This window comes from Leifsonia sp. fls2-241-R2A-40a, assembly GCF_030209575.1.
Lineage (GTDB): Bacteria > Actinomycetota > Actinomycetes > Actinomycetales > Microbacteriaceae > Leifsonia.
Map to the genome: position 1 here is coordinate 2,530,800 of NZ_JARVRS010000001.1, position 25,390 is coordinate 2,556,189.

General features: G+C 69.6%; 20 protein-coding genes. 11 read left to right on the top strand and 9 right to left on the bottom strand.

Annotated features, from left to right (window positions below; translation table 11 throughout):
- The first annotated feature begins 61 nt into the window (after positions 1 to 61).
- Complete coding sequence (locus tag QRN40_RS12605; protein ID WP_285116007.1) at positions 62 to 1,006, top strand: LysR family transcriptional regulator ArgP; 945 nt, start codon at positions 62 to 64, stop codon at positions 1,004 to 1,006.
- Here QRN40_RS12605 and QRN40_RS12610 read toward each other — a convergent pair.
- Positions 945 to 3,851: an aminotransferase gene (locus QRN40_RS12610; protein WP_285116008.1), complete on the bottom strand. Its 2,907-nt coding sequence runs from the start codon at positions 3,849 to 3,851 to the stop codon at positions 945 to 947. The two genes, QRN40_RS12605 and QRN40_RS12610, sit on opposite strands and share 62 nt — an antisense overlap.
- 170 nt (positions 3,852 to 4,021) lie before the next feature.
- Here QRN40_RS12610 and QRN40_RS12615 point away from each other — a divergent pair, with 170 nt between their 5' ends.
- Positions 4,022 to 4,432: a DUF3054 domain-containing protein gene (locus QRN40_RS12615; RefSeq protein ID WP_502878919.1), complete on the top strand. Its 411-nt coding sequence runs from the start codon at positions 4,022 to 4,024 to the stop codon at positions 4,430 to 4,432.
- A gap of 29 nt (positions 4,433 to 4,461) precedes the next feature.
- Here QRN40_RS12615 and QRN40_RS12620 read toward each other — a convergent pair whose 3' ends face one another.
- The 3 genes from QRN40_RS12620 to QRN40_RS12630 form a co-directional block, all read right to left on the bottom strand.
- Positions 4,462 to 5,574: an aminopeptidase P family protein gene (locus tag QRN40_RS12620; protein ID WP_285116009.1), complete on the bottom strand. Its 1,113-nt coding sequence runs from the start codon at positions 5,572 to 5,574 to the stop codon at positions 4,462 to 4,464.
- Positions 5,575 to 5,647: 73 nt separating this feature from the next.
- The gene (locus QRN40_RS12625) at positions 5,648 to 6,841 is read right to left on the bottom strand and encodes an acyl-CoA dehydrogenase family protein (protein ID WP_285116010.1); all 1,194 of its coding nucleotides are present in this window, start codon (positions 6,839 to 6,841) and stop codon (positions 5,648 to 5,650) included.
- A 78-nt stretch (positions 6,842 to 6,919) separates the two neighbouring features.
- A complete protein-coding gene (locus QRN40_RS12630) occupies positions 6,920 to 7,675 on the bottom strand; it encodes an SDR family NAD(P)-dependent oxidoreductase (RefSeq protein ID WP_285116011.1) in 756 nt (251 codons plus the stop codon).
- A 59-nt stretch (positions 7,676 to 7,734) separates the two neighbouring features.
- On the opposite strand from QRN40_RS12630, the gene QRN40_RS12635 reads away from it, so the two are divergent.
- Both QRN40_RS12635 and QRN40_RS12640 read left to right on the top strand, forming a co-directional pair.
- Positions 7,735 to 8,385, top strand: a complete 651-nt coding sequence (locus QRN40_RS12635) for a TetR/AcrR family transcriptional regulator (RefSeq protein ID WP_285116012.1) — start codon at positions 7,735 to 7,737, stop codon at positions 8,383 to 8,385.
- A 10-nt stretch (positions 8,386 to 8,395) separates the two neighbouring features.
- Positions 8,396 to 9,376, top strand: a complete 981-nt coding sequence (locus QRN40_RS12640; RefSeq protein WP_285116013.1) for an aldo/keto reductase — start codon at positions 8,396 to 8,398, stop codon at positions 9,374 to 9,376.
- Positions 9,377 to 9,437: 61 nt separating this feature from the next.
- On the opposite strand, the gene QRN40_RS12645 is transcribed toward QRN40_RS12640, so the two are convergent.
- Positions 9,438 to 10,127, bottom strand: a complete 690-nt coding sequence (locus QRN40_RS12645; RefSeq protein ID WP_285116014.1) for an endonuclease domain-containing protein — start codon at positions 10,125 to 10,127, stop codon at positions 9,438 to 9,440.
- Between the two features lie 339 nt (positions 10,128 to 10,466).
- Complete coding sequence (locus tag QRN40_RS12650; RefSeq protein ID WP_285116015.1) at positions 10,467 to 11,678, bottom strand: MFS transporter; 1,212 nt, start codon at positions 11,676 to 11,678, stop codon at positions 10,467 to 10,469.
- 262 nt (positions 11,679 to 11,940) lie between these two features.
- Here QRN40_RS12650 and QRN40_RS12655 point away from each other — a divergent pair, with 262 nt between their 5' ends.
- The 7 genes from QRN40_RS12655 (at position 11,941) to QRN40_RS12685 (ending at position 20,225) form a co-directional block, all read left to right on the top strand.
- A complete protein-coding gene (locus QRN40_RS12655; protein ID WP_285116016.1) occupies positions 11,941 to 14,421 on the top strand; it encodes a ribonucleoside-diphosphate reductase subunit alpha in 2,481 nt (826 codons plus the stop codon).
- Between the two features lie 124 nt (positions 14,422 to 14,545).
- Positions 14,546 to 15,535, top strand: coding sequence for a ribonucleotide-diphosphate reductase subunit beta (locus QRN40_RS12660; RefSeq protein WP_285116018.1), 990 nt, complete (start codon positions 14,546 to 14,548; stop codon positions 15,533 to 15,535).
- A gap of 111 nt (positions 15,536 to 15,646) precedes the next feature.
- Entirely contained in the window at positions 15,647 to 16,513 is an 867-nt protein-coding gene (locus QRN40_RS12665) for a sulfurtransferase (protein ID WP_285116020.1), read from the top strand.
- 219 nt (positions 16,514 to 16,732) lie between these two features.
- The gene (locus QRN40_RS12670; RefSeq protein ID WP_285116021.1) at positions 16,733 to 17,632 is read left to right on the top strand and encodes an ABC transporter substrate-binding protein; all 900 of its coding nucleotides are present in this window, start codon (positions 16,733 to 16,735) and stop codon (positions 17,630 to 17,632) included.
- Between the two features lie 5 nt (positions 17,633 to 17,637).
- Positions 17,638 to 18,621 (top strand): amino acid ABC transporter permease, encoded by a 984-nt coding sequence (locus tag QRN40_RS12675; RefSeq protein WP_285116022.1) that lies wholly within the window; start codon positions 17,638 to 17,640, stop codon positions 18,619 to 18,621.
- Entirely contained in the window at positions 18,618 to 19,394 is a 777-nt protein-coding gene (locus QRN40_RS12680; protein ID WP_285116023.1) for an amino acid ABC transporter ATP-binding protein, read from the top strand. The genes QRN40_RS12675 and QRN40_RS12680 overlap by 4 nt, the downstream gene beginning before the upstream one ends.
- 48 nt (positions 19,395 to 19,442) lie before the next feature.
- On the top strand, positions 19,443 to 20,225 hold the full coding sequence (locus QRN40_RS12685; protein WP_285116024.1) for an SDR family oxidoreductase: 783 nt from the start codon (positions 19,443 to 19,445) through the stop codon (positions 20,223 to 20,225).
- A gap of 20 nt (positions 20,226 to 20,245) precedes the next feature.
- Here QRN40_RS12685 and hrpA read toward each other — a convergent pair whose 3' ends face one another.
- From hrpA to QRN40_RS12700, 3 genes are read right to left on the bottom strand one after another with little or no spacing between them, the layout of a single operon-like run.
- Complete coding sequence (hrpA, locus tag QRN40_RS12690) at positions 20,246 to 24,103, bottom strand: ATP-dependent RNA helicase HrpA (protein ID WP_285116025.1); 3,858 nt, start codon at positions 24,101 to 24,103, stop codon at positions 20,246 to 20,248.
- 55 nt (positions 24,104 to 24,158) lie between these two features.
- Positions 24,159 to 24,911, bottom strand: coding sequence for an SDR family oxidoreductase (locus tag QRN40_RS12695; RefSeq protein ID WP_285116027.1), 753 nt, complete (start codon positions 24,909 to 24,911; stop codon positions 24,159 to 24,161).
- Positions 24,908 to 25,363, bottom strand: a complete 456-nt coding sequence (locus QRN40_RS12700; RefSeq protein ID WP_285116028.1) for a hypothetical protein — start codon at positions 25,361 to 25,363, stop codon at positions 24,908 to 24,910. Before QRN40_RS12700 ends, QRN40_RS12695 begins: the two co-directional genes overlap by 4 nt.
- Between the last annotated feature and the right edge of the window lie 27 nt (positions 25,364 to 25,390).

Sequence of the window (25,390 nt, forward strand, 5' to 3'; positions counted from 1 at the left end):
GCTTCGACGCTACGATGCGCCCGAGGATAAGTACAGTTCATGTTTCTCACCGTGGATTAGCATGGCTAAGGTGACGGCAAATTCCGATCAATTGCGCACGCTTGCCGCGGTCGTCGACAGTGGGACGTTCGAGGGAGCGGCCGCGTCGCTCCACGTCACGCCGTCCGCCGTCAGTCAGCGGATCAAGGCCCTGGAGGAGCAGAGCGGGCGCGTGCTTGTGCGGCGGAGCAAGCCGGTGGCGCCGACCGAAGCCGGAAGCGTGCTGCTGCGACTGGCCCGGCAGCTGACCTTGCTCGAAGCGGAGGCGGCCGCAGCGCTCGCGGGGGACGAGGCAGCCGCGAGCACGCCCCTGCCGCTCGTAGTCAACGCCGACTCCCTAGCGACGTGGGTGCTGCCGGCTCTCGCCGGGCTCGAGGGCATCGTCTTCGAGATCGTGCTGGACGACCAGGAGCACACCCTCGATCGACTGCGGGACGGGACCGCGATGGCCGCGGTCGGATCGGACCCGGAACCCGTGCAGGGCTGCACGTCCACGCCGCTGGGAGCGATGATTTACCGCGCGGTCGCGAGCCCGTCGTTCGTGGAGCGCTGGTGCCCGGACGGCTGGACGACCGAGACCGCGGGCGCGGCGCCGATGCTGGTGTTCGACCGCAAGGACGCGCTGCAGGACCGCTATCTCGACGCGTTCGCTCCCGGCGCGCGACCGCCCCGCCACTTCATCCCGGCATCCACCCAGTTCGTGGATGCCGCGGTGCTCGGACTCGGCTGGGGGATGCTGCCCGACCTGCAGGCCGATGCGCTTGTCGATTCCGGTGCGCTCGTCGTGCTCGATGACCAGACGGTGGCGGAGGTACCGCTCTACTGGCATCAGTGGTCACTTCGCTCCACAGTCTTGGATGCCGTTGCCGGTGCGATCGCGGACGAAGCGGGCCGAGTGCTGCGGACTACAGGGTCGCGAGCACCAGGTCCAGCGCGTCCACGAAGCGATCGGCGCTCTCGCGCGTGATGCAGAGCGGCGGCTTGATCTTCAGCACGTTCTTGTAGTCACCGGTGGGCTGGACGATGCAGCCCTCGGCGAGCATCCGCTCGCACACGAGTGCGGCCTCCGCGGTCGCCGGCTTCAGCGTCTCGCGGTCGAGCACCAGTTCCATCCCGAGGTACAGACCCATGCCGTGGACCGCGCCGACGAGCGGATGCCGGTCGCCCAGCTGCCGCAGGCGCTCGGCGAGGTGGTCGCCGACGACCGCCGCGTTCTGCTGCAGCCCCTCGTCCCGCATCACGTCGAGCACCGTCAGCCCGACGACCGAGGACACCGGGCTGCCGCCGGCCGAGGAGAAGAAGCTGCCCTCCGCGGCGAACGACTCGGCGATCTCGCGGCGCGTGATGACGGCGCCGAGCGGCTGGCCGTTGCCCATCGCCTTAGCGACCGTGATGACGTCCGGGACGACGCCCTGCTGCTCCGACCCCCAGAAGTAGTGGCCGAGCCGGCCGTAGCCGACCTGCACCTCGTCGGCGATGCACACGCCGCCGCGGGCGCGGATCCGCTCGTAGACGCCGGCGAGGTAGCCCTCGGGCAGCATCAACCCGCCGGCGTTGCCGAACACCGGCTCGGCGATGTACCCGGCGACCTCGGTTCCGGCCGCGTCGAGTTCGGCGAGATCCGCATCCAGGTCCCGGAGGTAGGCGGCGGCCGAATCCGGGCCGCGGTGGATGCCGCGCAGGGAGTTCGGTGCCGCGACGAGCTTCACCCAGTCGGGCCGGGTCTCCAGCGCCCGCGGGTTGTCGCCGAGCGACGACGAGACCGCATCCGAGGCCATGGTCCAGCCGTGGTAGGCCTCGGTGACCGCCAGGATGGTGCGCCGGCCGGTGTGGATCTGCGCGAGCCGGAGGGCGAGGTCCACCGCCTCGCTGCCGCTGTTGACGAGGAAGACGGTGTCGAGGCCGTCCGGCGCGATCTCCGCCAGTCGTTCCGTGAACCGCGAGAGCTCGTCGTAGTGGAAGCGCGAGTTGGTGTTGAGGCGCGCCCACTGGTCGCGCACCGCGTCGACGAGACGAGGGTGCCCGTGGCCGATCTGCGTGACGTTGTTGACCATGTCGATGTAGCTCTGCGCGCCCGTGTCGACGAGGTGGTGGCGCCAACCGCGCTCGATGAGCGTTGGATGCGCGAAGTAGTGCTCCTGCACCTCGGCGAACGTCGCATCCCGTCGCGCGAGCGACTCGGCCGGGTCGGGGACGGGGACGGTGAGGTCGACACCGAACAGGGTGGAGGGGTCGGGCGAGACGGCCGTCCAGCCGTCCAAGGGAAGTGTGGGCGTGACGAACGCGGGCGGCCGGTGCCCGGACAGGGTGCTCAGTTGGACCGTGAGGTGGATCGCGGTGCCGATCGCCTCGCCGCGCTCGACCGTCGCCGTGGTCAGCGGGCGTGTGAGCCCGTCCAGCCAGAGGTCGACGCCGTCGCCGCGGAGCAGCCAGGATCCGCCGACGAGCGCCAGCTCGCCCGCGAACGGCGCGGTCACCTCGACGCCGGTGGGCGCCTCCAGGGTGACGGCCAGGGCAACGGTGGGCGACGGCAGGGAGCGGTCGGTGCGCGCGCGCGTCAGCCGCGCCTCGGCGTAGCGGGTGAGGGCGTGGCCGTGGTCGCGGCAGACCCGCGCGAGGACGGCGTCCTCGGCGCCCGGCCGCAGCCAGCCGCCGGCGTCCAGGTCGCGGGACTCGACGGACAGGTCGGCGAGGTTCTGCGGAGCGCTTGCCAGGGGGACCAGGCGAGCGAGCGGGGGGATGGGCGTGGGTGCGGGCGCCTGCGCGGGTGCGTGCGTTTCCGTGGTCGCTCGTGCCAGTCGCGCTCGGATAAGGGTCTCGAGCTCGTCGGCGTCCAGCCGTCGCGCGACGTCGAAGGCGACCCACTCGTGCGCGCGGTTCTCGTCGGCGTAGGTGTTGTCCGCATCCAGAGTGACCTGCTGCTCGCCGCTGACGACGAGTACTGCTCCGCGCAGCACGACGAGGGGCCACAGCGCCGCCAGGTCGGCGTCCTCGAGCGGGGACTCGGCGTGGAAGGCGTCGATGACCTCCAGCACGGAGAGCGGGTCGTCGGAGACGTGGTGCAGCGCGCTGGCGACGGTGGCGGCGAGCTCGGCGACCAGCCATCCGTCGGAGACGTCTCCGAAGTCGATGACGCCCGGACCGCCTTCGCCGAGGACGATGTTGTCGTCGGTGACGTCGCCGTGGACCGCCTGCACGCGCAGGCGGCCACGAAGCGGCGCCAGACGCGCGAGCGCCGCGTCGGCCGCCTCCCGGACCACGGCGCGTTTCGCGGGCTGCTCCACATGGTCGAGCAGCAACTCGACGACCTCGCCGCTGACCCGCGCATCCCATTGGGTGGTGCGGTCGAGTCCCGGGTGCTGCAGGCCGGAGAGCCCGCTGGCGACACGTCCGGCGAGGGTCCCGAGGGTGCGCAGCTGCTCGCGAGAGGGACGGCCGACGTCGGTCAGCGGCTCGCCGTCGAGGTAGCGGAGAACCCGGGCGAGGAGGGTGGTACCGCGCACGTCGACCGGGACGAGGTCGGCGCCGTCGCTCGCAAAGATCACTTCGGGGATGCGGATGCCCGAGCCGGCGAGCACGGAGAGGGCCGCGTTCTGCGCCCGGAGCTCATCCGCCGAGAAGACCGGGTTCGCGAGCTTCAAGACGTAGCGGTCGGCGCCGGTGTCGATGCGGAAGTTGCGATCCTGGTTGCTCGCCAGCTCGGTGATGGTGCCTTCGAGGCCGAACCGTGCGGCCGCGATGGTCGCGGCGTCGTCGGGCGTGACCTCGGGGCGGGGGAGCCCGGGCTGGGTGAGGAAGTCGAAGTTCGGCAACGGGGCTCCAGGACTCGGCGGCTGACTGCGGTCAGTCTAATGAGGGACTACCGACGCGGTGTCCATGGCGCTGCGAAGCTGTGGACACGGCGCCGATTGTGGATAACCCTCGGTATCAACACGGGTAGCGTCCAGCGAACCTTCGGGGGTCTCCGCGTAGCCTGGAGCCCGTGAAGCCCTGGAGGACCGCGCTCGCCGCATTCGTCATCGACGTGGCCCTCGTTACTCTTTTCGTGCTGGTCGGGCGTCGCAGTCACGGCGAGGCGAACAGCGCCGGCGGCATCGTCGAGACGCTGTGGCCGTTCCTCGTCGGCCTCGTCGTCGGATGGCTCGTCACCTGGGCGTGGCGCCGTCCGCTCGCCATCGTCTGGCCGGGCATCCCGGTGTGGCTGATGACCGTGGCGCTCGGGATGCTCATCCGCACTTCGGCGGGGCAGGGCGTCGAGCCGTCCTTCATCGCCGTCGCGGCCGTCGTCCTCGGGGTGTTCCTCGTCGGGTGGCGCCTGATCGCGCTGCCGTTCGCACGTCGCCGGCGGAGTGTCGCCGCCGCTCGCGTCGCGGTCGAGCGCGTCGGGCGCTAGGTAACGCCCCTCCGCCTTCCCTCGTGCGGTCAGCCCACCAGGTGAAGCTCGCGGCTTGAGTTGTTGAGCCGGTGCCCGCCGTCTTCCGCTGCGACCACGATGTCCTCGATGCGCACCCCGAACCGGCCCGGAAGATAGATGCCCGGCTCGATCGAGAAGCACATCCCGGCTTCGATCGGACGCTCCTCTCCTTCCACCAGGTACGGCGGCTCGTGCGTCGTCACGCCGATTCCGTGTCCGACACGGTGGATGAAGAACTCGCCATAGCCCGCCTCCCGGATAACCCGGCGCGCCACGCGGTCGATCTCCTGGCAGGGCACCCCGACCGCGACGGCCTCGAAGGCGGTCTGCTGTGCGGCCTTGACCACCTCGAACACCTCGTGCTCCTCGTCCGTCGGCTCGCCGACATGGACCGTGCGGGTCGTGTCCGAGCCGTACCCGTCGAGCAGGCCCCCGAAGTCGAGCACGACGGTGTCGCCCTCCGCGATGATCCGGTCGCCGGGTTCGTGGTGCGGATCGGCCCCGTTCGGCCCGGCGGCCACGATCGTGAAGTCGACCTGGCTGTGTCCGTGTTCGCGAAGCAGCCGGTCGAGTTCGGCCGCCAGCTGCAGTTCCGTGCGGCCGGCGAACGGAAGTCGAAGGACGTCCTCGAACGTCGCGTCGGCGGCGGCGCCCGCCGCGGCCAGCCGGTCGACCTCGTCCTCCGTCTTGACGGCGCGCAGCAGCGGGAGCGCGTTCGAGATCGCGGCGAAGCGGGCGGACGGCAGTTTCTCCTGCAGGCCCAGCAGGTGCATGGCCCACGTCGCGTCGGAGATCGCGTAGCGTCCGTCCGGTCGGAGCAACCCAGCGGCCGGCACGTACTCGTCGTCGCCGTCGGCCCAGTCGGCCAGCCGGATGGCGCCCGCGGCGCGGGTCTCGGCGGCACCGCCGCGTTCGAGCGCGGGCACCAGCATCGTCGGTTCACCGTCGGCCGGGATGACGAGCAGCGTGATCCGCTCGGTCGTCGCGACAGGGAGGTAGTCCGCGAAGTACGCCAGGTCCGGGCCGGGCGCGACGACCAGGCCGTCAAAACCGGCGGCCTGCGCCTGGCGCGCGCCGCGCTCCAGGCGCTCGGCGAAATGGCGCGCGGTGATCTCCTGCATGGCCTCTCCTCGGTCTGTCTCGGTGCGGTGGTCTGTAGGCGGTGAGCTCGCGGTCGCGGTGGGTCGTCCGCGGCTAGTCGTCGACCGGCCCGAGCCAGGCGTTCGCGACCGTGTTGTGGGCCGACTCGGCGTCGGACGGGTGAAACATCCCCGCGAGCACGTCGCGATAGAGCCGGCCGAGCTCACTCCCCGCGAAGAAGGTCGAACCGCCCGAGACCCGGATGGCCTGATCCACTACGCGGCGTGCGGTCTCGGTCGCCCGGACCTTCAGCCCGACGAGCTTCGGGAACCACAGCCGACCGTGGTCGGCGAGCGCATCCACATCCCCGGCGAGCGCATCCAATTGCGGGAGCAGCGCATCCTGATCGATGGCCGCGTCCGCCACCCGCCAGCGGATGTCCGGATCGTTCGCGTAGCTGCGCCCCTCGTTCTTCAGGCTCGTCCGGCGGTGCGCGGACTCGACGGCCAGTTCGAGGGCGCGCGCCCCGATGCCGGTGTAGACGGCCGCTAGCAGGATCTCGAAGTTGGCGAAGATCGCGAACACGAGCGGATCGGGGTTCGGCCCCGGGTCCAGCCGCCGGACGATCCGGTCGGCGGGCGATCGGGCGCCGTCGAGCACCGTGGTGTTGCTCTGCGTCGCGCGCATCCCGAGGGTGTCCCAGTCCTCGCGGATCTCGAAGCCGCCGCCGGTGCGCTCGATGAAGCCGTAGACGATCTTGGGCGCGTCCGGACTCGTGCTGTCGAGCCCCATGGTGCCCAGCCGCGTCCAGGCCGGAGAGAGCGAGGTGAAGATCTTGCGCCCGTGGAAACGGTAGGAGCCGTCGGGCTCGGGGCGTGCCTCTGTCGTGGAGCCGAAGAGGACGAGGTCATTGCCGGCCTCGCTCAGCCCGAAGGCGAACACTTCGCCCTCCCCGGCCTCTCGGAGCACGAACTCGAGCGAATCGTCACCGCGGTCGCGAAGCGTCTTTGCGATCCCTGTCCAGACCAGGTGCATGTTGACGGCGAGGGCGGTCGCCGGGGCGGCGCCCGCGAGCCGGGCCTGCAGCTGCGCGGTCTGCTGCAAGCTGAGGCCGCGACCGCCGAACTCGACCGGGACCAGCGCCTTGAGATAGCCGCCGTCCGCGAGCTCGGCGAAGTCTTCGGTGAAGAACCGGTTATCGCGGTCGTACCCGGCTGCGCGATCGCGGATGCGGGCCAGGAGTTCGTCGCCTAGGAGGTCGTCGCCGGAGGTGTCGGGAGGTGCGGGGGAGGTGCTGTGCTCGGTCACGTTCCTCAGATTAGGCGAGCGTGACCGAGCGCGGCAGACCGCGCCCGAACCTGTGGACAAGCGCGGTCTGTGGACGGATTACTGGGCGGTGTAACCGCCGTCGACCAGGTGGTAGCTGCCGGTGATGAAGCTGGCTGCATCGGAGGCGAGGAACGCGACGAGAGAAGCCACTTCCTCCGGCTCGCCGAGGCGGCCGAGCGCATGCTTGCCCTCCAGGAAGCTCAGGGCGTCGGCGTCGAGGTTGGCGGCGACGAGCGGAGTGCGGATGAATCCCGGGCCCACGGCGACGACGCGGACGCCGGAGCCCGCGTACTCGAGAGCCGCGTTCTGGGTGAGGCCGAGCAGGGCGTGCTTCGCCGTCACGTACGCCGACGAATTGGCGAAACCGACACTGCCCAGGATGGACGCCATGTTGACGATCGCGCCGCCCCCGTTGGCCGCGATCGCGTCGAGCTGGGGCTGCATCCCGTAGAAGACGGCGTTCAGGTTCACCTCGATGACCTTGCGCCAGGAGTCCAGCGGATAGTCGCCGACCGGTGCAGAGGCGCCGCCGATTCCGGCGTTGTTCACGGCGATGCGGAGCGGTGCCAGGTCATTCGCCGCGGCCACGCTGGCCCGCGCGAATTCGGGGTCGGTGACGTCGCCGGCGAGGGCGGCGGCGGTTCCACCGGCGGCCTGGATCTCGCCGACCACGGCGTTCGCGTTTTCCTCGTTCAGGTCCGTCACCAGGACGGACGCACCGCTCGCGGCGAGCGTCAGGGCGATGGCGCGGCCGATACCCGAGCCGCCTCCGGTCACGATCGCAGACCGGTCGGCGACGTCGTACTGAGCCATGGGAAATCTCCTTTCAGTTATCCGACACGTGTCGGATAACTCCATTGTACGATCGTCCGGTGGATGCACGCCAGCAGAAGACGCTCACCCGGCTGAGTGACGCGATCCTGACCCTCGCCGAGCGCGGGCCGGTCAGCGACGTGTCGGTGTCGGCGCTGGCCGAAGCGGCCGGGGTGCACCGCTCCACCGTGTACGAGTACGCCGCCTCGCCGCCGGAGCTGCTCGAGCGCGTGCTGCGGTCGGAGCTGGACGCGCTGCGCGCCGAATACCTCGTCGACGTGACGCCGTCCGATGCCGGGGCAGCCGTCCTCGGCGTGACGCGTGCGGTGCTCCGGCACGTCGACGAGCACGACGCCGTGTACCGGCGCGGCCTGGGCGCGGAGAGCGGCGCGGCCAGCCTCCACGCCATGCTCAGCGAGCACTTTCAAGGGTCCATCGACCTCCTGCTGGAGCAGCACAGCCTCGTCGTGCCGGCCGCCGACGACCTCGAGCGGCGCGCCGTCTCCCGCTACCTCGCCGACGGCACGATCGGCGCGATCGACGTGTGGCTCACCAGTCCGCGTCCGCGCGACGTGGATGCCTTCCTCGCCCTGGTCGGACGGCTGACTCCGGCCTGGTGGCCCGGCGGCGACGCGGGGGTGCGCGCGGAGGGAACGCGCCGGCCGCACCACGCGCCGGCGCGCCCGGGAGGCGCATCCCGGGCGGAATAGGGTGGATCGCATGGAACAACGCATCCTCGGTGGAACCGGTCGGGAGGTGTCGGTCGTCGGACTCGGCACCTGGCAGCTCGGAGCGGACTGGGGTGATGTCTCCGAAGCGGACGCGCTGGCCGTCCTGGAAGCGGCGGCGGAGTCCGGAGTCACCTTCTTCGACACGGCGGATGTCTACGGCGACGGCCGGAGCGAGCAGATCATCGGACGGTTCGTGACCGAGCATCCCGAGCTGCCGCTGACCGTCGCCACCAAGATGGGGCGTCGGGAGGCGCAGGATCCGGCCAACTTCACGTTGCCCCGGTTCCGCGAGTGGACCGACCGCTCGCGCCGCAACCTCGGAGTCGACCGCCTCGACCTGGTGCAGTTGCACTGCCCGCCGACGCCCGTCTTCTCCACCGACGCGGTGTACGACGCGCTGGACACCCTCGTGGACGAGGGCGTGGTCGAGAACTACGGGGTCAGCGTCGAGACCGCCGACGAGGCCCTGGCCGCGATCGCACGGCCCGGTACGGCGACGGTGCAGATCATCGTCAACGCGTTCCGTCTCAAGCCGCTGGATCGCGTCCTTCCCGCGGCGCGCGAGGCCGGGGTCGGGATCATTGCCCGCGTGCCGCTCGCCTCGGGACTCCTGAGCGGTCGGTACACCGAGCAGACCACCTTCGCCGCGGACGACCACCGGAACTACAACCGCCACGGCGAGGCGTTCGACGTCGGGGAGACGTTCTCGGGAGTCGACTACGACGAGGGCGTGCAGGCGGCGCGCGAGTTCGCGGCACTCGTGCCGGAGCGCGCGACACCTGCGCAGGCCGCGATCGCCTGGATCGTCGCGCAGGACGGAGTGACCACCGTCATTCCCGGCGCGCGCTCGCCCGAGCAGGCGCGCGCGAACGCGGCGGCCGCGTCCGTCCGCCTGCCCGACGGCTTCGACGCCGCCGTGCACCGCATCTACGACGACCACTTCCGCGCCTCCGTCCACCCCCGCTGGTAGCCGCGCCGCCCCGTCGAGTTGCGACATGATGTCGCAACTCGACGCGAATTGGAGCAACGAGTCACCATTCGATCGCCAGGGCGTGCCGAATGCGCGCGAGAAGCTCGTACGGGTCGGCGAGATCCCCCGCCGTGACGCGGATGACACGCCAGCCCAGGTCTTCCAGGCGACCCTGGCGATGGATGTCCTTATGCCATTGCGTGCGCTCCACCCGGTGGTGGTCGCCCTCGTACTCGACGGCGACACGATGGTCGGCGTAGGCCAAGTCGACCCGCGCCAGGAATCGCCCGTCTGGGCCGTGGATGCTGTAGTTCGGATCGGGCGGTGCAAGTCCTTGGTCGTGGAGCAGGACGCGCAGAGCGCTCTCCATCGGCGACTCGGAGCCGGCGCGCACCAACGGGAGCGCGAGTCGAGCGGTCGCGATCCCGCGTCGTCCGCGGGAAGAACCGAGCGCCTCGGCGAGTGATTCCGGCGAGGCGAGGTCGTGCGCCAGGAAGTAGTCCCCCAGGGCGATCAGTTCTTCTCTGGTCAGCGATTCGGCCAGATCGACCCAGATCTTCTCCGGGCGCGTGACGGGCAATCCGCGGCAGTCGGCCACCACCAGCTCCCGCGTCACATGACCGACTGCGCTCCCGATCTGAGGTGCGCGAGCGGGGGTCTGCACGGTCAGGTGGATGCGCTCGTCGCGCTGCAGGTGCGCCGGCAGTGGCGCGCCGTACAGCTGAGCCGCGGTGGTGTGGCTGAACGCCATCCCGGTCGGACGGTGGAGGAGTAAAGCTCGGCAGCGTACGACCAGCCCCGAGTCCACCGCTACCCGGACACCACGGACGGGCCGCGCCAGATCTGCGCCGCGCAGTCGACCCGGGCCGACCCCTTGTTCTACGGCGTCGTTCACGCGGAACGGACGCCACGACAACCCACCCGGGAGCGGAACGGAATAACGACCCATTCCTCCACCCTGCCGCCCGCCGCGTCACCCTGCCGAAATCTCTCCACAGCCCGGCATCGAGTGGTGAGTAGATGCTCGAATTGGCGTCGAGTCGCGACATGATGTCGCAACTCGGCGGGAGGGCGGAAGGGAGGGGGCGCGTCAGGAGGGCTGGACGGGGACGGGCTCGGTGTCCGGGATGGGGGAGGCGTCGCGACCGCGGAGGTCGGGGTGGATGCGGTGCGCGAGGGCGGGCACGACGAAGCCGACGAGGGCGAAGGCCCCGGCGACCCAGAAGGCGCCGACGGCGCCGACGCCGTCGATCAGGAACCCCGCGAGGGCGGAGCCGAGGGCGGCTCCGATCAGCTGCCCGGTGCCGACCCAGCCGTAGGCCTCGGCGGTGTCCGAGAACTTCACGCTCGCCGAGACGATCGCGAACAGCACCGCGAGCGCCGGGGCGATGCCGACTCCCGAGATCAGGAGGGTGAGCGAGAGGCCCCACCACGACCACAGCATGAAGGTCGAGATGGCGACGCCTACGAACACGATGAACATTCGGCGCGCGGTCGCCCACGGCCCGATCGGGATGTGGCCGAATGCGAGGCCGCCGACCAGCGAACCGAGCGACCAGATGGCGAGCACGATCCCCGCGAGCGGCGATCCTTCCCCGAAGGTCGCGACCACGCCCGCCTCGACTGCCGAGCACGAGCCGATGAGCAGGAAGCCGACGACTGTCGCGAGCAGCACGGGGGGACGCGTCAGCACGGTCCCGAACCGCCGCTTGCTGCGCGGGATGCGCACCCGCCCGACCTCGGGCGACAGGATGAACCAGCAGCCGCCCGCGAGCATGATCGCGACCGACATGAGGATGCCCTCGACCGTGCCGATCTGCGTCGAGACGAAGGTGATCGCGACCGGACCGGCGATCCAGATGATCTCCTGCGCCGAAGCGTCGAGCGAGAACAGCGGGGTCAGCTGCCGCGAGTTCACCATCTTCGGGTAGATCGTTCGCACAGCGGGCTGGATGGGCGGCATGCAGAGTCCGGCGAAGAACGCGACGCCCATGGTGAGCGGGATGGGCATGACGAACAGTCCGATCGCCGCGACCGCCGCCGAGCACAGGATGAGCGTCGTCCACAGCACCGCGCGCATCCCGAGCACGCCCATGAGTCGGCTCGTCATGGGGCCGGCGATCGCCTGGCCGATGCTCATCGCCCCGAGCACGAGTCCGGCGGCTCCGTAGGAGTCGTGGACGCGCTCGATGTGGAGCAGGAACGCGAGCGACAGCATCCCGAACGGGAAGCGCGCCGTGAGCTGAGCCGCGATGATGCGGGCGACGCCCGGCGTCTTCAGAAGGCTCGAATAGCTGCTCACAGCCATCCACACTATCGGTCCGGAGAGGGCCGCCGGGGGAGTCTCCACGCCACGCCATCCCCACTTCGCGGGGTGTGGAAACTGTGCATAAGTTCTCCCCATCTGTGGATGACACGCCCACTAGATGTGGGGGAGTGGAAATGTCGGACCCCCGCTATATAGTGGTCGAGCACAGAGAGCCGGTTGGCCGTTCGGGGATTCCGAAGGCCCGGTTCCGCGGGGATTTCCGCCGCTCAAGCGGCACATCGAAGAGGGAGAGACAGTGGGTATCACAGTCGTGAAGCGCAACGGCGAGCGGGAGCCGTACGACGCCAACAAGATCAACCTGGCCATCGAGAATGCGGCCCAGGGTCTGGACGAGAACATCACGTGGGTGACGCAGATCGCGAGCGAGCTCGAGCTCACGCTGTTCGACGGCATCACGACGCAGCAGCTCGACGAGGCGGTCATCCAGGTCGCCCTCCAGAACGTCAAGGACGACCCGGCGTTCGACACCGTCGCCGCGCGCCTCCTCCTCAAGACGATCTACAAGCGCGTGCTCGGCGACTACTCCAGCCACGACGAGCTGGTCGAGCTGCACACCTCCCACTTCCGCGGCTACATCGAGCGCGGCGTCGCCGAGACGCTCCTCGACGGCCGCTTCACCACCGCCTTCGACCTCGACCGCCTCGCCGGCTACCTCGACCCGTCGCGCGACGAGCTGCTCAAGTACATCGGCGTCGTCACCCTCAACAACCGCTACGGCATCAAGGCCCGCAACGGCGACTCGCTCGAGGTGCCGCAGTACTTCTGGATGCGCATCGCGATGGGCCTCTCCCTCAACGAGGCCGACCCCACCAGCCACGCGATCGCCTTCTACGACAAGATGTCGAAGCTCGAGTACCTGGCGGCCGGCTCCACGCTGGTCAACGCCGGCACCGCATACCCGCAGCTGTCCAACTGCTTCGTCATGGAGATGCAGGACGACATCGAGCACATCGCGAAGAGCGTGCGCGACGTCATGTGGCTGACCAAGGGCACCGGCGGCATCGGCCTCGCCGTCACCAAGCTGCGCGCCCAGGGCTCGCCCATCCGCTCGAACAACACCACCTCGACCGGTCCGATCCCGTTCATGCACACGATCGACTCGGTGCTGCGCGCGGTCAGCCGCGGCGGCAAGAAGTTCGGCGCCCTCTGCTTCTACATGGAGAACTGGCACATGGACTTCCCGGAGTTCCTGGACCTGCGCCAGAACTCGGGTGACCCGTACCGCCGCACCCGCACGGCGAACACCGCCGTCTGGATCAGCGACGAGTTCATGAAGCGCGTCCAGAACGACGAGGACTGGTACCTCTTCGACCCGCTGGAGGTCGGCGACCTCAACGAGCTGTACGGCAAGGCGTTCTCCGAGCGCTACGCGCACTACGTCGCCGAGGCCGAGGCCGGCAACCTGCGGATGTTCAAGAAGATCAGCGCCCGCGCGCAGTTCAAGGACATCCTGATGAGCCTCCAGACCACCAGCCACCCGTGGCTGACCTGGAAGGACACCATCAACAACCGTGCCCTCAACAACAACACGGGCACCATCCACCTCTCGAACCTGTGCACCGAGATCACGCTGCCGCAGGACCGCGACAACGTCTCGGTCTGCAACCTGGCGTCGATCAACCTGTCGCGTCACCTGATCGACGGGAAGATGGACTGGGAGCGCATCGAGGCGAGCGCCCGTCAGGCGGTCCGCCAGCTCGACAACCTGATCGACATCACGGTGTCGAGCGTCGACGAGGCCGACTTCTCGAACCAGCAGAACCGCGCGATCGGCCTCGGTGTGATGGGCTTCACCGATATCGTCGAGCGCCTCGGCATCAGCTACGAGAGCGAGGAGGCGTACGCCCTGATCGACGAGATCATGGAGCACGTCTCGTACGCGGCGATCGACGAGAGCGCCGACCTGGCGCAGGAGCGCGGCGCATACCCGAACTTCGAGGGGTCGCGCTGGTCGAAGGGTCTCGTGCCCTACGACTCGATCGCCCTCACCGAGGCCGACCGCGGCGTCCCGATCAACGTGGACCGCACCATCCGCCTCGACTGGGACCGCCTCCGCGAGAAGGTCAAGGGCGGGATGCGCAACGCGACGCTCATGGCCATCGCGCCTACCGCGTCCATCGGCCTCGTCGCCGGCACCACCCCGGGCTTCGACCCGCAGTTCTCGCAGATCTTCAGCCGGGCGACCTCGTCGGGCAAGTTCCTCGAGGTCAACCGCAACCTGGTCGAGACCCTGCAGGAGCGCGGCATCTGGCAGGACGTCCGCGAGGCCATCCTGCGGTCGCAGGGCGACATCCAGAACATCGCGGAGATCCCGGACGAGGTGAAGGCCACGTTCAAGACGAGCTTCCAGCTCTCGCCGTACTCCTTCATCGAGGTCGCGGCCCGCGCCCAGAAGTGGATCGACCAGGCGATCAGCCGCAACATGTACCTCGAGACGCGCGACCTCGGCGACATGATGGACATCTACTACGCCGCATGGGAGAAGGGCGTCAAGACGACCTACTACCTCCACATGAAGCCGCGTCACCAGGCCGAGCAGTCCACCGTCAAGGTGAACAAGGCGGAGGAGATCTCGGGCGGCCGCAAGGGCTTCGCGTCGGTCGGCGCCGGCGCTCCCTCCGCGGCCCCGGCCATCACGGAGACCGCCCCGGCTCCGGCACCCGCTCGTCGCGGCTTCGGCTTCGGCGGACTCACGTCGGGTGGTGAGAACAAGTGAACAGCACCAAGATCGAGGAATACTACGTGCCGGTCGACCCGATGGACGACCTGCAGTGCGAGTCCTGCCAGTAGTTTCGGCCAGCACGGCATCCGGCCGTAAGTAACGAGGAGAGAGAACGACGATGGGGATTCTGGGAACAGGAATCGAAGAGGGCCTGCTGCTCAAGCCCGTGAAGTACCAGTGGGCGATGGACCTCTACGACCAGGCCGTCGCGAACACCTGGTTCCCGAACGAGATCCAGCTCGGCGAGGACATCGCCGACTTCAAGCGGATGACCGACGAGGAGCGTCACGCGGTCACCTTCCTGATGAGCTACTTCAACCCGAACGAGCTGCTGGTCAACAAGGCCCTCGCGTTCGGCGTCTACCCGTACATCAACGCGGCCGAGGCGCACCTCTACCTCGCCAAGCAGATGTGGGAGGAGGCCAACCACTGCATGTCGTTCGAGTACGTCCTCGAGACGTTCCCGATCGACCGCGAGCAGGCCTACAACTCCCACGTCGACGTGCCGTCGATGGCGAAGAAGGAGGAGTTCGAGGTCGCGTTCATCAAGCGGATGACCGAGCAGACGCTCGACATCACCACGACCGAGGGCAAGCAGGACTTCATCCGCAACCTGGTGGCGTACAACGTCATCCTCGAGGGGATCTGGTTCTACTCCGGCTTCATGGTGGCGCTCTCGTTCCGTCAGCGGAACCTGCTGCGTAACTTCGGTTCGCTGATCGACTGGGTGGTGCGCGACGAGTCGCTGCACCTCAAGTTCGGCATCAACCTCATCCTCACGGTGCTCGAGGAGAACCCCGACCTGCAGACGCCGGAGTTCGCCAACGAGATCCGCCAGATGATCCTCGACGCCGTCGAGATGGAGGAGCAGTACAACCGCGACCTCCTGCCCGGCGGCATCCTGGGCCTGAACGCGAACTACATCAACCAGTACGTGAAGTACCTGGCCGACCGCCGCCTGGAGGAGCTGGGCTTCGAGGCCGAGTACAAGGTCTCGAACCCCGCCAAGTGGATGGCCACCGCGAACGACACGCTGGAGCTGGTGAACTTCTTCGAGGCCACCAACACCTCGTACGAGTCGAACGCCAAGGCCTCGACCGGACGCTGAGAGCCGACGCTCGACGACCCGACGGCCCCGGACGCTTCCCGAAGCGACCGGGGCCGTCGGCGTTGGCGCCGTCGGCGTCTCGGCGTCCGACGTCGATGCGAGAATAGCGGGATGCTCCCACCGCTGATCACCGCCTCCGCACTGGACGCCGCTCTCGGCGCTGAATCCCTCTGGAGCGGCGCCGGACGGCGGCGTTCGTCCTGGCGCGTCCTCGACGTCCGCTGGAAGCTGGGCGGTCCGTCCGGTCGCGAAGAGTTCGACCGCGGCCACATCCCCGGAGCGGTCTACGTCGATCTCGACACCGAGCTCGCCGGCCACGGCGCCCCGACGGACGGCCGCCACCCGCTGCCCCGCGAGGAGGACTTCCAGGAGGCCGCACGGCGCTGGGGCCTCGACGACGACGACGCAGTCGTCGTCTACGACGACAACTCCGGCACCTCCGCCGCCCGCGCGTGGTGGCTGCTCAGTCACGCCGGGGTGCGGGAGGTCCGTGTGCTCGACGGCGGCCTCGCCGCGTGGCGCGCCGCGGGCCACCCCCTCGAGACCGAGACGGTGACGCCGAAGCCCGGCAACATCCGGCTGCGCTTCGGCAGCCTGCCGACCCTCGACACGGACGGCGCCGCGGCGCTGGCCCGCGACGGCGTCCTGCTCGACGCCCGCGCCGCCGAACGCTTCCGTGGCGAGGTGGAGCCGGTCGACCCGCGCCCCGGTCACATCCCCGGATCGGTCAGCGCTCCGACGACGGACAATCTCGACGCCGACGGGCGGATGCTGCCGCCGGACGTCCTCGCCCAGCGGTTCGCCGCCCTCGGGATCGACGCGACCACTCCGGTCGGCGTGTCCTGCGGGTCGGGCGTCACCGCCGCGCACGAAGCGCTTGCGCTCGTCGTGGCCGGACTCCCCATCCCCGCTCTCTACGCGGGTTCGTATTCGGCGTGGTCCAACGACCCCACGCGTCCCGTCGCCACGGGGGAGTGACGTCGCCGGGCGCCACGACGCCCGTTTCGAGGCCGGCGAACGCAGGATTCGGCGGATTCCGACACCGTCCACGCCGAAACCTTCCGGAAACCTCCGTGAAAAACGCTGTTCCCCGCGCGAATTAGTGTTGAAGCACGGCAACGCCGCTGGGGTATCCTCCCCTTACCCTTGCATTACACAAGAGACATTCCTGCACCAGGAAGAAGGACAACCACCATCATGCGCATTCGTACCGCGGCACCCATCCTTGCCGTCGCCGCCGTTGCAGCGCTCGCGCTCACCGGTTGCGTCGACAACTCCACCCCCTCCTCGGGCTCATCGTCGAGCGCCGGGTCGGACGTGAAGAAGGACGACACCCTCGCGGGCCAGCTGCCCCAGAAGATCAAGGACGCCGGCAAGCTCGTCGTCGGCATGGACAACACGTACCCGCCGAACGAGTTCAAGGACGACAACGGCCAGCCCGTCGGCTGGGAGGTCGACCTGACCAACGCCATCGCCGCCAAGCTCGGCGTGAAGGCGAGCTTCGCCATCGCGAAGTTCGACAACATCATCCCGAGCATCACCGGCGGCAAGGACGACTTCGGAATGTCGTCCTTCACCGACACGACCGAGCGCGAGCAGCAGGTCGACTTCGTCAACTACTACTCGGCCGGTATCCTCTGGGCTTCCCAGAAGGGGAAGAACATCGACCCGGACAACGCCTGCGGTATGAAGGTCGCCGTCCAGTCGACCACGTACGAGGACACCGACGAGGTCCCCGCCAAGTCGAAGAAGTGCACGGATGCGGGCAAGCCCGCCATCCAGGCGCTCCGCTACGACACCCAGGACGACGCGACCAACGCGGTCATCCTGGGCAAGGCCGACGCCCTCAGCGCCGACTCGCCCGTCACCCTGTACGCCATCTCGAAGTCGAAGGACAAGCTCGAGGCCGCAGGCAAGACCTTCGACGAGGCTCCGTACGGCCTGCCCGTCCAGAAGGACTCGAAGCTCACGCCCGTGCTGCAGAAGGCCGTCCAGGCCCTGATCGACGACGGCACCTACAAGAAGATCCTCGACAAGTGGGGCGTCGCCGACGGCGCCGTCCAGTCCGCCGAGGTCAACGCGGCCGCGAAGGGCTGACCTCCATGTCCCAAAGCAACACCGCCCGGCCGGCGACGGGATCCGTCCCGTCGCCGGCCGGGAGCCGGTCCGAGCCGATCAAAGCGATCAAGCTCCGGCACCCGTGGCGGATCGTCTTCGCCGCGGTCCTCATCCTGCTCCTCGTCTGGTTCATCGTGGATGCCTCCCAGCGGGAGGCCTACGGCTGGCAGTACGTGGGCAAGTACGTCTTCGACAAGCGCATCAGCGCTGCTGCGCTCGTCACCCTCCAGCTGACGATCTACTCGATGATCATCGGCGTCGTGCTCGGCCTGGTCCTCGCGGTCATGCGGCTCTCGCCGAACCCCGTGGTCAAGTCAGTCGCCTGGCTGTACCTCTGGATCTTCCGCGGCACCCCGGTCTACGTGCAGCTGGTGTTCTGGGGCCTGTTCTCGCTGATCTACCCGCAGATCTTCCTCGGCGTGCCGTGGACGCAGATCGGGTTCGACCTGAACCTCGGCTTCATGCAGAACGCGTTCATCATCGCGATCATCGGTCTGGCCCTCAACGAGGCGGCCTACATGGCGGAGATCGTGCGCGCCGGCCTGCTCTCGGTGGACGAGGGCCAGGAGGAGGCGGCGACCGCGCTCGGCATGTCCTGGTGGCAGACTATGACGCGGATCGTCATTCCGCAGGCGATGCGGGTCATCATCCCGCCGACCGGCAACGAGGTCATCTCGATGCTGAAGACCACCTCGCTGGTGGCGGCGATCCCGCTGACGACCGACCTGTACGGTGTCGCCCGCGACATCTCCGCGGTCACGTACACGCCCATCCCGCTGCTGATCGTCGCGTCGCTCTGGTACCTGCTGTTCACGTCGCTGCTGATGGTGGGTCAGTACTTCCTGGAGAAGCGGTTCTCGCGCGGCGTCAACGCACGCCGCCCCGACCGCAATGAGCCGGCGCTCGCGACCGGCGCTCTTCCCGCCGCCGGTGCGCCCGACGGCAACGACCTCGGAGGCAAGGGATGACCGACATCAAGGCGACACCGATGGTGCTGGCCGAGGGCGTCTCGAAGAGCTTCGGCTCCAACGAGGTGCTCCGCAGCATCGACCTCAAAGTGAACCAGGGCGAGGTGCTGTGCATCATCGGCCCGAGCGGTTCCGGCAAGTCCACCTTCCTTCGCTGCATCAACCACCTGGAGCGGGTCGACGCCGGCCGGCTCTCGGTCGACGGCGAGGTCGTGGGCTACCGCCAGCACGGCGACAAGCTGTACGAACTGAAGCCCAAGGAGGCCGCCCGCCAGCGCCGTGAGATCGGCATGGTCTTCCAGCGGTTCAACCTGTTCCCGCACATGACGGCGCTGGAGAACATCATCGAGGCGCCCATCCGTGTGAAGGGTCTCTCGAAGGCCAAGGCGGTGGAGCGCGCCAACGAGCTGCTCATCCGCGTCGGACTCAGCGACAAGGGCGACCACTACCCGTCGCAACTGTCCGGCGGCCAGCAGCAGCGCGTCGCGATCGCGCGTGCGCTAGCGATGGACCCGAAGCTGATGCTATTCGACGAGCCCACCTCGGCGCTCGACCCCGAGCTCGTCGGCGAGGTGCTCGACGTCATGAAGGGGCTGGCCGCGAGCGGCATGACCATGATCGTGGTGACGCACGAGATGGGCTTCGCCCGCGAGGTCGCCGACGAGCTGGTCTTCATGGACGGCGGCGTCGTCGTCGAGTCGGGCGACCCGCGCGAGGTGCTCGGCAACCCGCAGCACCAGCGGACGCAGGCCTTCCTCTCGAAGGTGCTGTAGCCGACAGGACTACGGGAGCGGGCGTCGCCCGTCTGACAGAATCGTCGGATGGACAACGACGCCCACTCCTCCCGTCCCGTCGTCTTCGTGACCGGCGCCAGCCGGCCGGAGTCGATCGGCGCCGCCATCGCGCGCCGCCAGGCCGCACTCGGCTGGGATGTCGCGTTCGCGTTCTGGGACGACTACGACGCCTCCATGCCGTGGGGTGCGCACGAACGCGCGCACGACGCGTTCGCCGACGAGCTTCGGGAGCTCGGCGCCCGCGCGCTTCCCGTCGCGGTCGACCTCTCGCATCCGGAATCGCCCGGGTTCGCCGTGGAGCGCGTCCGGGCCGCCCTCGGGCCTGTCCAGGCCCTGGTCGCCAGCCATGCGCACTCGGTCGACAGCGGGCTGCTCGACACGAGCGTCGAAGCGTTCGATGCTCACTTCGCCGTCAACACGCGCGGGACCTGGCTGCTCATCAAGGCGTTCGCCGAGCAGTTCCCCGCCGACCTGTCGGGCTCCGGGCGGATCGTCGCGCTGACGAGCGATCACACGGCGCACAACCTCCCGTACGGCGCGAGCAAAGGCGCGCTGGACCGCATCGTGATGGCCGCCGCCGTCGAGCTGGCGCACCTGGGCGTCACGGCGAACCTGATCAACCCGGGCCCGATCGACACCGGCTGGATGACGCCCGACCTCGCCGGGGCGCTGGCCGCCGAGACGGCGCTGGGGCGTCTCGGCACCCCGCAGGACACGGCGGATCTGGTCGCGTTCCTGCTCTCCCCATCCGGCGGCTGGATCAACGGCCAGCTCCTCCACTCCAACGGAGGCTTCCACCTCCCCGTCTGACGGGCTGCCGCCGCGGCTGGTCAGCCGCCCAGGACTTTGCGGATCCGCTGCAGCGAGACGGTTTCGGCGGTGCCGAGGGACTGGGCGAAGAGGGAGACCCGGAACTCCTCGAGCATCCAGCGCGCGTGCACGATCGGCGGCGGCGAGCCCGGGGCGAGCGGGATGCGGCCGCCGGCATCCCGGTACAGCGCGACGGCGGTCTCGACCTGCGTCTGCCAGGCCCGGTCGCGGCCCGGGTTGGTGGGCAGCGCCTGCATCCGCTGCGGGATCCCCGCGAGGTAGCGCGGCAGCTGCCGCAGCTGCTCCAGTCCGGTCGCGGACACGAACCCGTTGTACACGAGCCCGCCGAGCTGTCCCTTCGCGTCGTTCAGCGCGGGGAGGTAGGTGAGCGCTGTGACCCCGGAGATCGCCTTCTCGGCAGCGCGGGCCGCGGCGAGGATGCGCGTGACCAGCGACACCGTCTCGAACATCGCATCCATCACGATCCCGGAGACCCGGTCGCGGACCGCCTCGAACTCGGCGCGCATGAACACCTGGCCGTCGGGCTTCATCCGGTAGAGCACCGAGTCGACCACCGCGAGCAGGCTGTCGTCGAACAGCGCCTTCGTGTTCGGGTACGGGCTCGCGGCGAGGGTGAGCTTCTCGTTCGAGGTCAGGTGCTGCTGCACGTAGGCGACCGGCGACGGGATGCTGAGCAGCAGCAGCCGGCGCACGCCGCCGGGTATCGCGCTCGCCTGCTCGGCGGGAGTGCCCATGAGGCGGATGCTCACCGAATCGCCATCGTCCACCAGCGCCGGGTAGGCGCGGATCACGTTCGTGGTGCCACCCGGGCCGGTGTGCGTCGAGTCGAGGAACCGGGGGAGCTCGTCCAGATCCCACGTCGTGATCCCCGAGCGTTCGAGGGCGTTCGGCGTGCGCGCCTCGGCGACCGCGGCGACGGAGTCGCGCGCGCGGGACCGCAGCCGGTCCTGCAGCACGCCCAGGTCCTTTCCGCTCGCCATCGGACGGCCCCGTTCGCCGATCACCTGGAACGTCGGACGGAGGTGCGCGGGCAGCCGCTCCAGGTCGAAGTCGGTGCCGCTCACCCGTGAGCCGGTCAGCCGCGAGATCGTCGCCGCCAGGGTGTCCACGAGGGAGGCCGCCGGACGCTCGCCCTCGTGCGCGCGCATCCCGGCTGTGCTCGACAGCTCGCCGAGCAGCCGCTGAGCCCAGTCGGCGGCGGGCACGACCTGCCGGCGGATCGCCTTCGGCAGCGACTTGATCAGAGCGGTCACCAGTTCGTGCCGGAGTCCGGGCACCTGCCAATCGAAGCCGTCGGGCAGCAGACCGGCCAGGAGCGGCAGCGGCACCTGCACCGTCACGCCGTCGTCGTCCGCGCCCGGCTCGAACCGGTACCGGAGCGTGAGGCGCTGGTCGCCCTGACGCCACACGGGCGGGAAGGCCTCCTCGTCGATCTCCGCCGCGTCCTCGTCGAGCAGCGCATCCTGCGTCATCGTCAGCAGGTCGGGGGTCTCCTGCCGGGCCTTCTTCCACCAGCCCTCGAATGAGCGCGTCGACACGACATCGGCCGGGATGCGCTTGTCGTAGAACTCGAAGACGGCCTCGTCGTCGTTGAGGATGTCGCGGCGGCGGGTCCGCTCCTCCAGTTCGCGCAACTCGGCCCGCAACGCCCGGTTCGCTCGATCGAACGCCTGGTGCGAGTCCCACTCGCCGTCGACGAGTGCGTGCCGGATGAACAGCTCGCGCGCGAGCGCAGCGTCGATCCGCGAGAACTGCACGCGCCGCCGCGGGATGATCGGCACGCCGAACAGGGTGACCCGCTCGTAGGCGACGACGGCGCCCTGGCTCTTCTCCCAGTGCGGCTCGCTGTACTGCCGCTTGCAGAGGTCGCCGGCGATCGGCTCCGCCCAGGCCGGGTCGATCGCGGCGTTCATCCGCGCGAACAGCCGGGAGGTCTCCACCAGCTCCGCGCTCATCACCGCGTTGGGCTGCTTCTTGGCGAGCGTCGAGCCGGGGAAGATCACGAACCGGGTCTGCCGCGCTCCGAGGTACTCGGACGAGCGCGCGCCCCGGGCGCCGCCCTTGTTGCCGGACTCGCGCACATCCTTCAGCCCGATGTGCGACAGCAGGCCGGCGAGCAGCGAGCGGTGGATGCCGTCCGGGTTCACCGACGGTTCGCCGATCGTCAGCCCGAGCGGCTTGGCGAGCTGGCGCAGTTGCCGGTAGACGTCCTGCCACTCGCGCACGCGCAGGAAGTTGAGGAACTCGGCCTTGCACAGGCGGCGGAACGCGCTGGAGGACAGCTCCTTCTGCTGCTCCTCGAGGTAGTTCCAGAGGTTGAGCAGGGTGAGGAAGTCGCTGGTCGGGTCGGCGAAACGCGCGTGCTTCTCGTCTGCGCTGCCGCGACGCTCCACGGGCCGTTCGCGCGGATCCTGAATGGTGAGGCCGGCGACGATCGCCATCACCTCGCGCGAGGTGTTGTGGCGCTTGGACTCGACCACCATGCGCGCGAACCGGGGATCGATGGGCAGCTGGGCGAGCTGGCGGCCGACCTTCGTGAGCTCGGTGCCGTTCTTGGCGGCGGCGATCGCGCCGAGCTCAGTGAGCAGATCGAGCCCGTCCTTGATGCCGCGCGAGTCCGGCGGGGTGAGGAACGGGAACGCGGCGATGTCGCCGAGCCCCAGCGAGATCATCTGCAGGATGACCGCCGCGAGGTTGGTGCGCAGGATCTCGGGCTCGGTGAACTCCGGGCGCTTGCTGAAGTCCTCCTCCGAGTAGAGCCGGATGGCGATGCCGTCGCTCGTGCGGCCGGAGCGGCCCGAGCGCTGGTTCGCGCTGGCCTGCGAGATCGCCTCGATCGGGAGGCGCTGCACCTTGGCGCGCGTGCTGTAGCGGCTGATGCGGGCGGTCCCGGCATCCACCACGTACTTGATGCCGGGCACGGTCAGGCTCGTCTCCGCCACGTTGGTCGCGAGCACCACGCGACGGCGGATGCCGGGAACGGTGGACGGCTGGAAGACGCGATGCTGCTCGGCGGAGGAGAGCCGGCCGTACAGCGGGAGCACCTCGGTTCCGGGCAGATTGCGGCCACGGACGGCGTCCGCGGCATCCCGGATCTCGTTCTCGCCAGAGAGGAAGACGAGCACGTCGCCCGCAGGCTCCCGCGCGAGTTCGTCGAGGGCGTCGTTGATGCCCTGCAGGTAGTCGCGGTCGGCGGCCGGGATGGGATCCGGGTCGTCCTCGTCGTCCTCCAGCGCTTCGGCGACCAGCGGCCGGTAGCGGATCTCGACGGGATAGGTGCGGCCCGACACCTCCACGATCGGTGCCGGCGTGCCGTCGGCGGAGGCGAAGTGCTCGGCGAAGCTCTGCGGGTCGATGGTCGCCGAGGTGATGATGAGCTTGAGGTCGGGACGCTTCGGCAGCAGCTGCTTGAGGTAGCCGAGCAGGAAGTCGATGTTGAGGCTGCGCTCGTGCGCCTCGTCGATGATGATCGTGTCGTACGCCCGCAGCATCCGGTCGCGGCGCAGCTCGTTGAGCAGGATGCCGTCGGTCATCAGCTTGATGCGCGTCGCCTTCGACACCTTGTCGGTGAACCGGACCTGGTAGCCGACGAGTTCGCCGACGGACTGCCCGAGCTCCTCGGCGATGCGCTCGGCGATCGTCCGCGCGGCGAGACGGCGTGGCTGGGTGTGCCCGATGCTCGTGCGGCCGAGCTCGAGCGCGATCTTCGGCAGCTGCGTCGTCTTGCCGGACCCGGTCGCGCCGGCCACGATCACGACCTGGTTGTCGCGGATGGCGCGCGCGATGTCGTCCCGCTTACGGCTGACCGGCAGCTCGGGCGGGAAGACGATGCGGGGGAGGGCCTCGGTGGAAGACATGAGCCCTCCAGTCTACCGGCGGTCGGCGGCCCACGTGCTTCACGGCCGCCGCGCTTCAGGGCCGGGGCAGCCCCGCCAGGAAGTCGTCGAAGGTCGCAGCGCCGAGCCGCGCCCCCGGGCCGGCGAGGAGGGTGCCGTCGCGCAACGACCGGCCCCAGCGTCCGGGGAGGGGGACGGTGAGGACCCGGCCCCGGTCGCCGGTCGCGGCGAGGTAGCGCCGGACGAGCGTCGGCATGTCCTCGACCCGCGGTCCGGCGAGGTCGCGATCGAGGCCGCGCGGCTCGCCCGCGGCGATCGCGGCGAGCGCTTCGCCGACCTCGGCGGCGGCGACCGGCTGGGACTTCATCGCGGGAACGAGCCGCAGCCGTCCGGGCTTCGACCGGGCGGCGAGCTGCGCGGCGAACTCGTGGAACTGGGCGGCGCGGAGGATGCTCCAGCCGGTCTGCGCCTCCTGCACCATCCGCTCCTGCAGCGCCTTGCCCGCGTAGTAGGCCGCCGGCACCTCCGCGGCGCCGACGATCGACAGGACGACGTGGTGCGGCACTCCGGCGGCCCGCTCGGCATCGAGGAGCGAGCGGGTGACGGTTCCGAAGAACTGCTCGGACACGGACGCCCGCGTCGTCTGCACGGACGTCACGTCGACGACCGCTGCGCACCCGGTAAGCGCATCGGCGAGACCCTTTCCGGCCTGCGTCAGGTCGACGCCGCGCGCGCGGCTGAGGACGACCGGTTCGTGGCCCGCGGCGCGCAGTGCTGCGACGGTGTGTCCGCCGACGACGCCCGTCCCCCCGGCGACTGCGATCCTCATCGGGTCGCCTCCGTCCGGGTCGGGACGGTGCCGGCCACGGACGGCCGGGCCGGCCGCCGTGACGGGAGCAGCAGCGCGACCCCGAGGAGCGCGCTCAGTCCGAGCGAGACCAGGGAGCTGACGACGTCGCCGGCCGAGCCCTCCGGGTGCAGCACATGGTAGCCGAAGTGGAGTACGCCGAACACGGCCCAGGCGAGCCCGACGACCCGCCCCGGTTGCGCCGCCCGGGCGAACGCGGCACCCAGGCTGGCTGCGCCGAGTGCGAGGTAGAGCGCGCCGACATCCCGGATCAGGTGCTCGTCGAACGCGCCATCGATGTCGATCCAGTGGAGGCCGAATCCGGGGAACGCGGAGTAGAAGGAGTCCGGCGCGAAATAGGCCCAGCCTCCGACGTACGCCCCGAGGGCGACGCCGAGGCCGAGCAGCGCGCGGCGCAGCGGTGTGTTGTCCATACCTCTCCGACGACGCAGCCGGGGCGG

Bases quoted from the DNA above. Each gene is read 5' to 3' on its own strand.
- QRN40_RS12630 (WP_285116011.1), bottom strand. From the start codon at position 7,675: ATGGCTCAGTACGACGTCGCCGACCGGTCTGCGATCGTGACCGGAGGC.
- QRN40_RS12645 (WP_285116014.1), bottom strand. From the start codon at position 10,127: ATGGCGTTCAGCCACACCACCGCGGCTCAGCTGTACGGCGCGCCACTG.
- QRN40_RS12605 (WP_285116007.1), top strand. From the start codon at position 62: ATGGCTAAGGTGACGGCAAATTCCGATCAATTGCGCACGCTTGCCGCG.
- QRN40_RS12675 (WP_285116022.1), top strand. From the start codon at position 17,638: ATGTCCCAAAGCAACACCGCCCGGCCGGCGACGGGATCCGTCCCGTCG.
- QRN40_RS12665 (WP_285116020.1), top strand. From the start codon at position 15,647: ATGCTCCCACCGCTGATCACCGCCTCCGCACTGGACGCCGCTCTCGGC.
- QRN40_RS12680 (WP_285116023.1), top strand. From the start codon at position 18,618: ATGACCGACATCAAGGCGACACCGATGGTGCTGGCCGAGGGCGTCTCG.
- QRN40_RS12700 (WP_285116028.1), bottom strand. From the start codon at position 25,363: ATGGACAACACACCGCTGCGCCGCGCGCTGCTCGGCCTCGGCGTCGCC.
- QRN40_RS12640 (WP_285116013.1), top strand. From the start codon at position 8,396: ATGGAACAACGCATCCTCGGTGGAACCGGTCGGGAGGTGTCGGTCGTC.
- QRN40_RS12695 (WP_285116027.1), bottom strand. From the start codon at position 24,911: ATGAGGATCGCAGTCGCCGGGGGGACGGGCGTCGTCGGCGGACACACC.
- QRN40_RS12660 (WP_285116018.1), top strand. From the start codon at position 14,546: ATGGGGATTCTGGGAACAGGAATCGAAGAGGGCCTGCTGCTCAAGCCC.
- QRN40_RS12670 (WP_285116021.1), top strand. From the start codon at position 16,733: ATGCGCATTCGTACCGCGGCACCCATCCTTGCCGTCGCCGCCGTTGCA.
- hrpA (WP_285116025.1), bottom strand. From the start codon at position 24,103: ATGTCTTCCACCGAGGCCCTCCCCCGCATCGTCTTCCCGCCCGAGCTG.
- QRN40_RS12685 (WP_285116024.1), top strand. From the start codon at position 19,443: ATGGACAACGACGCCCACTCCTCCCGTCCCGTCGTCTTCGTGACCGGC.
- QRN40_RS12620 (WP_285116009.1), bottom strand. From the start codon at position 5,574: ATGCAGGAGATCACCGCGCGCCATTTCGCCGAGCGCCTGGAGCGCGGC.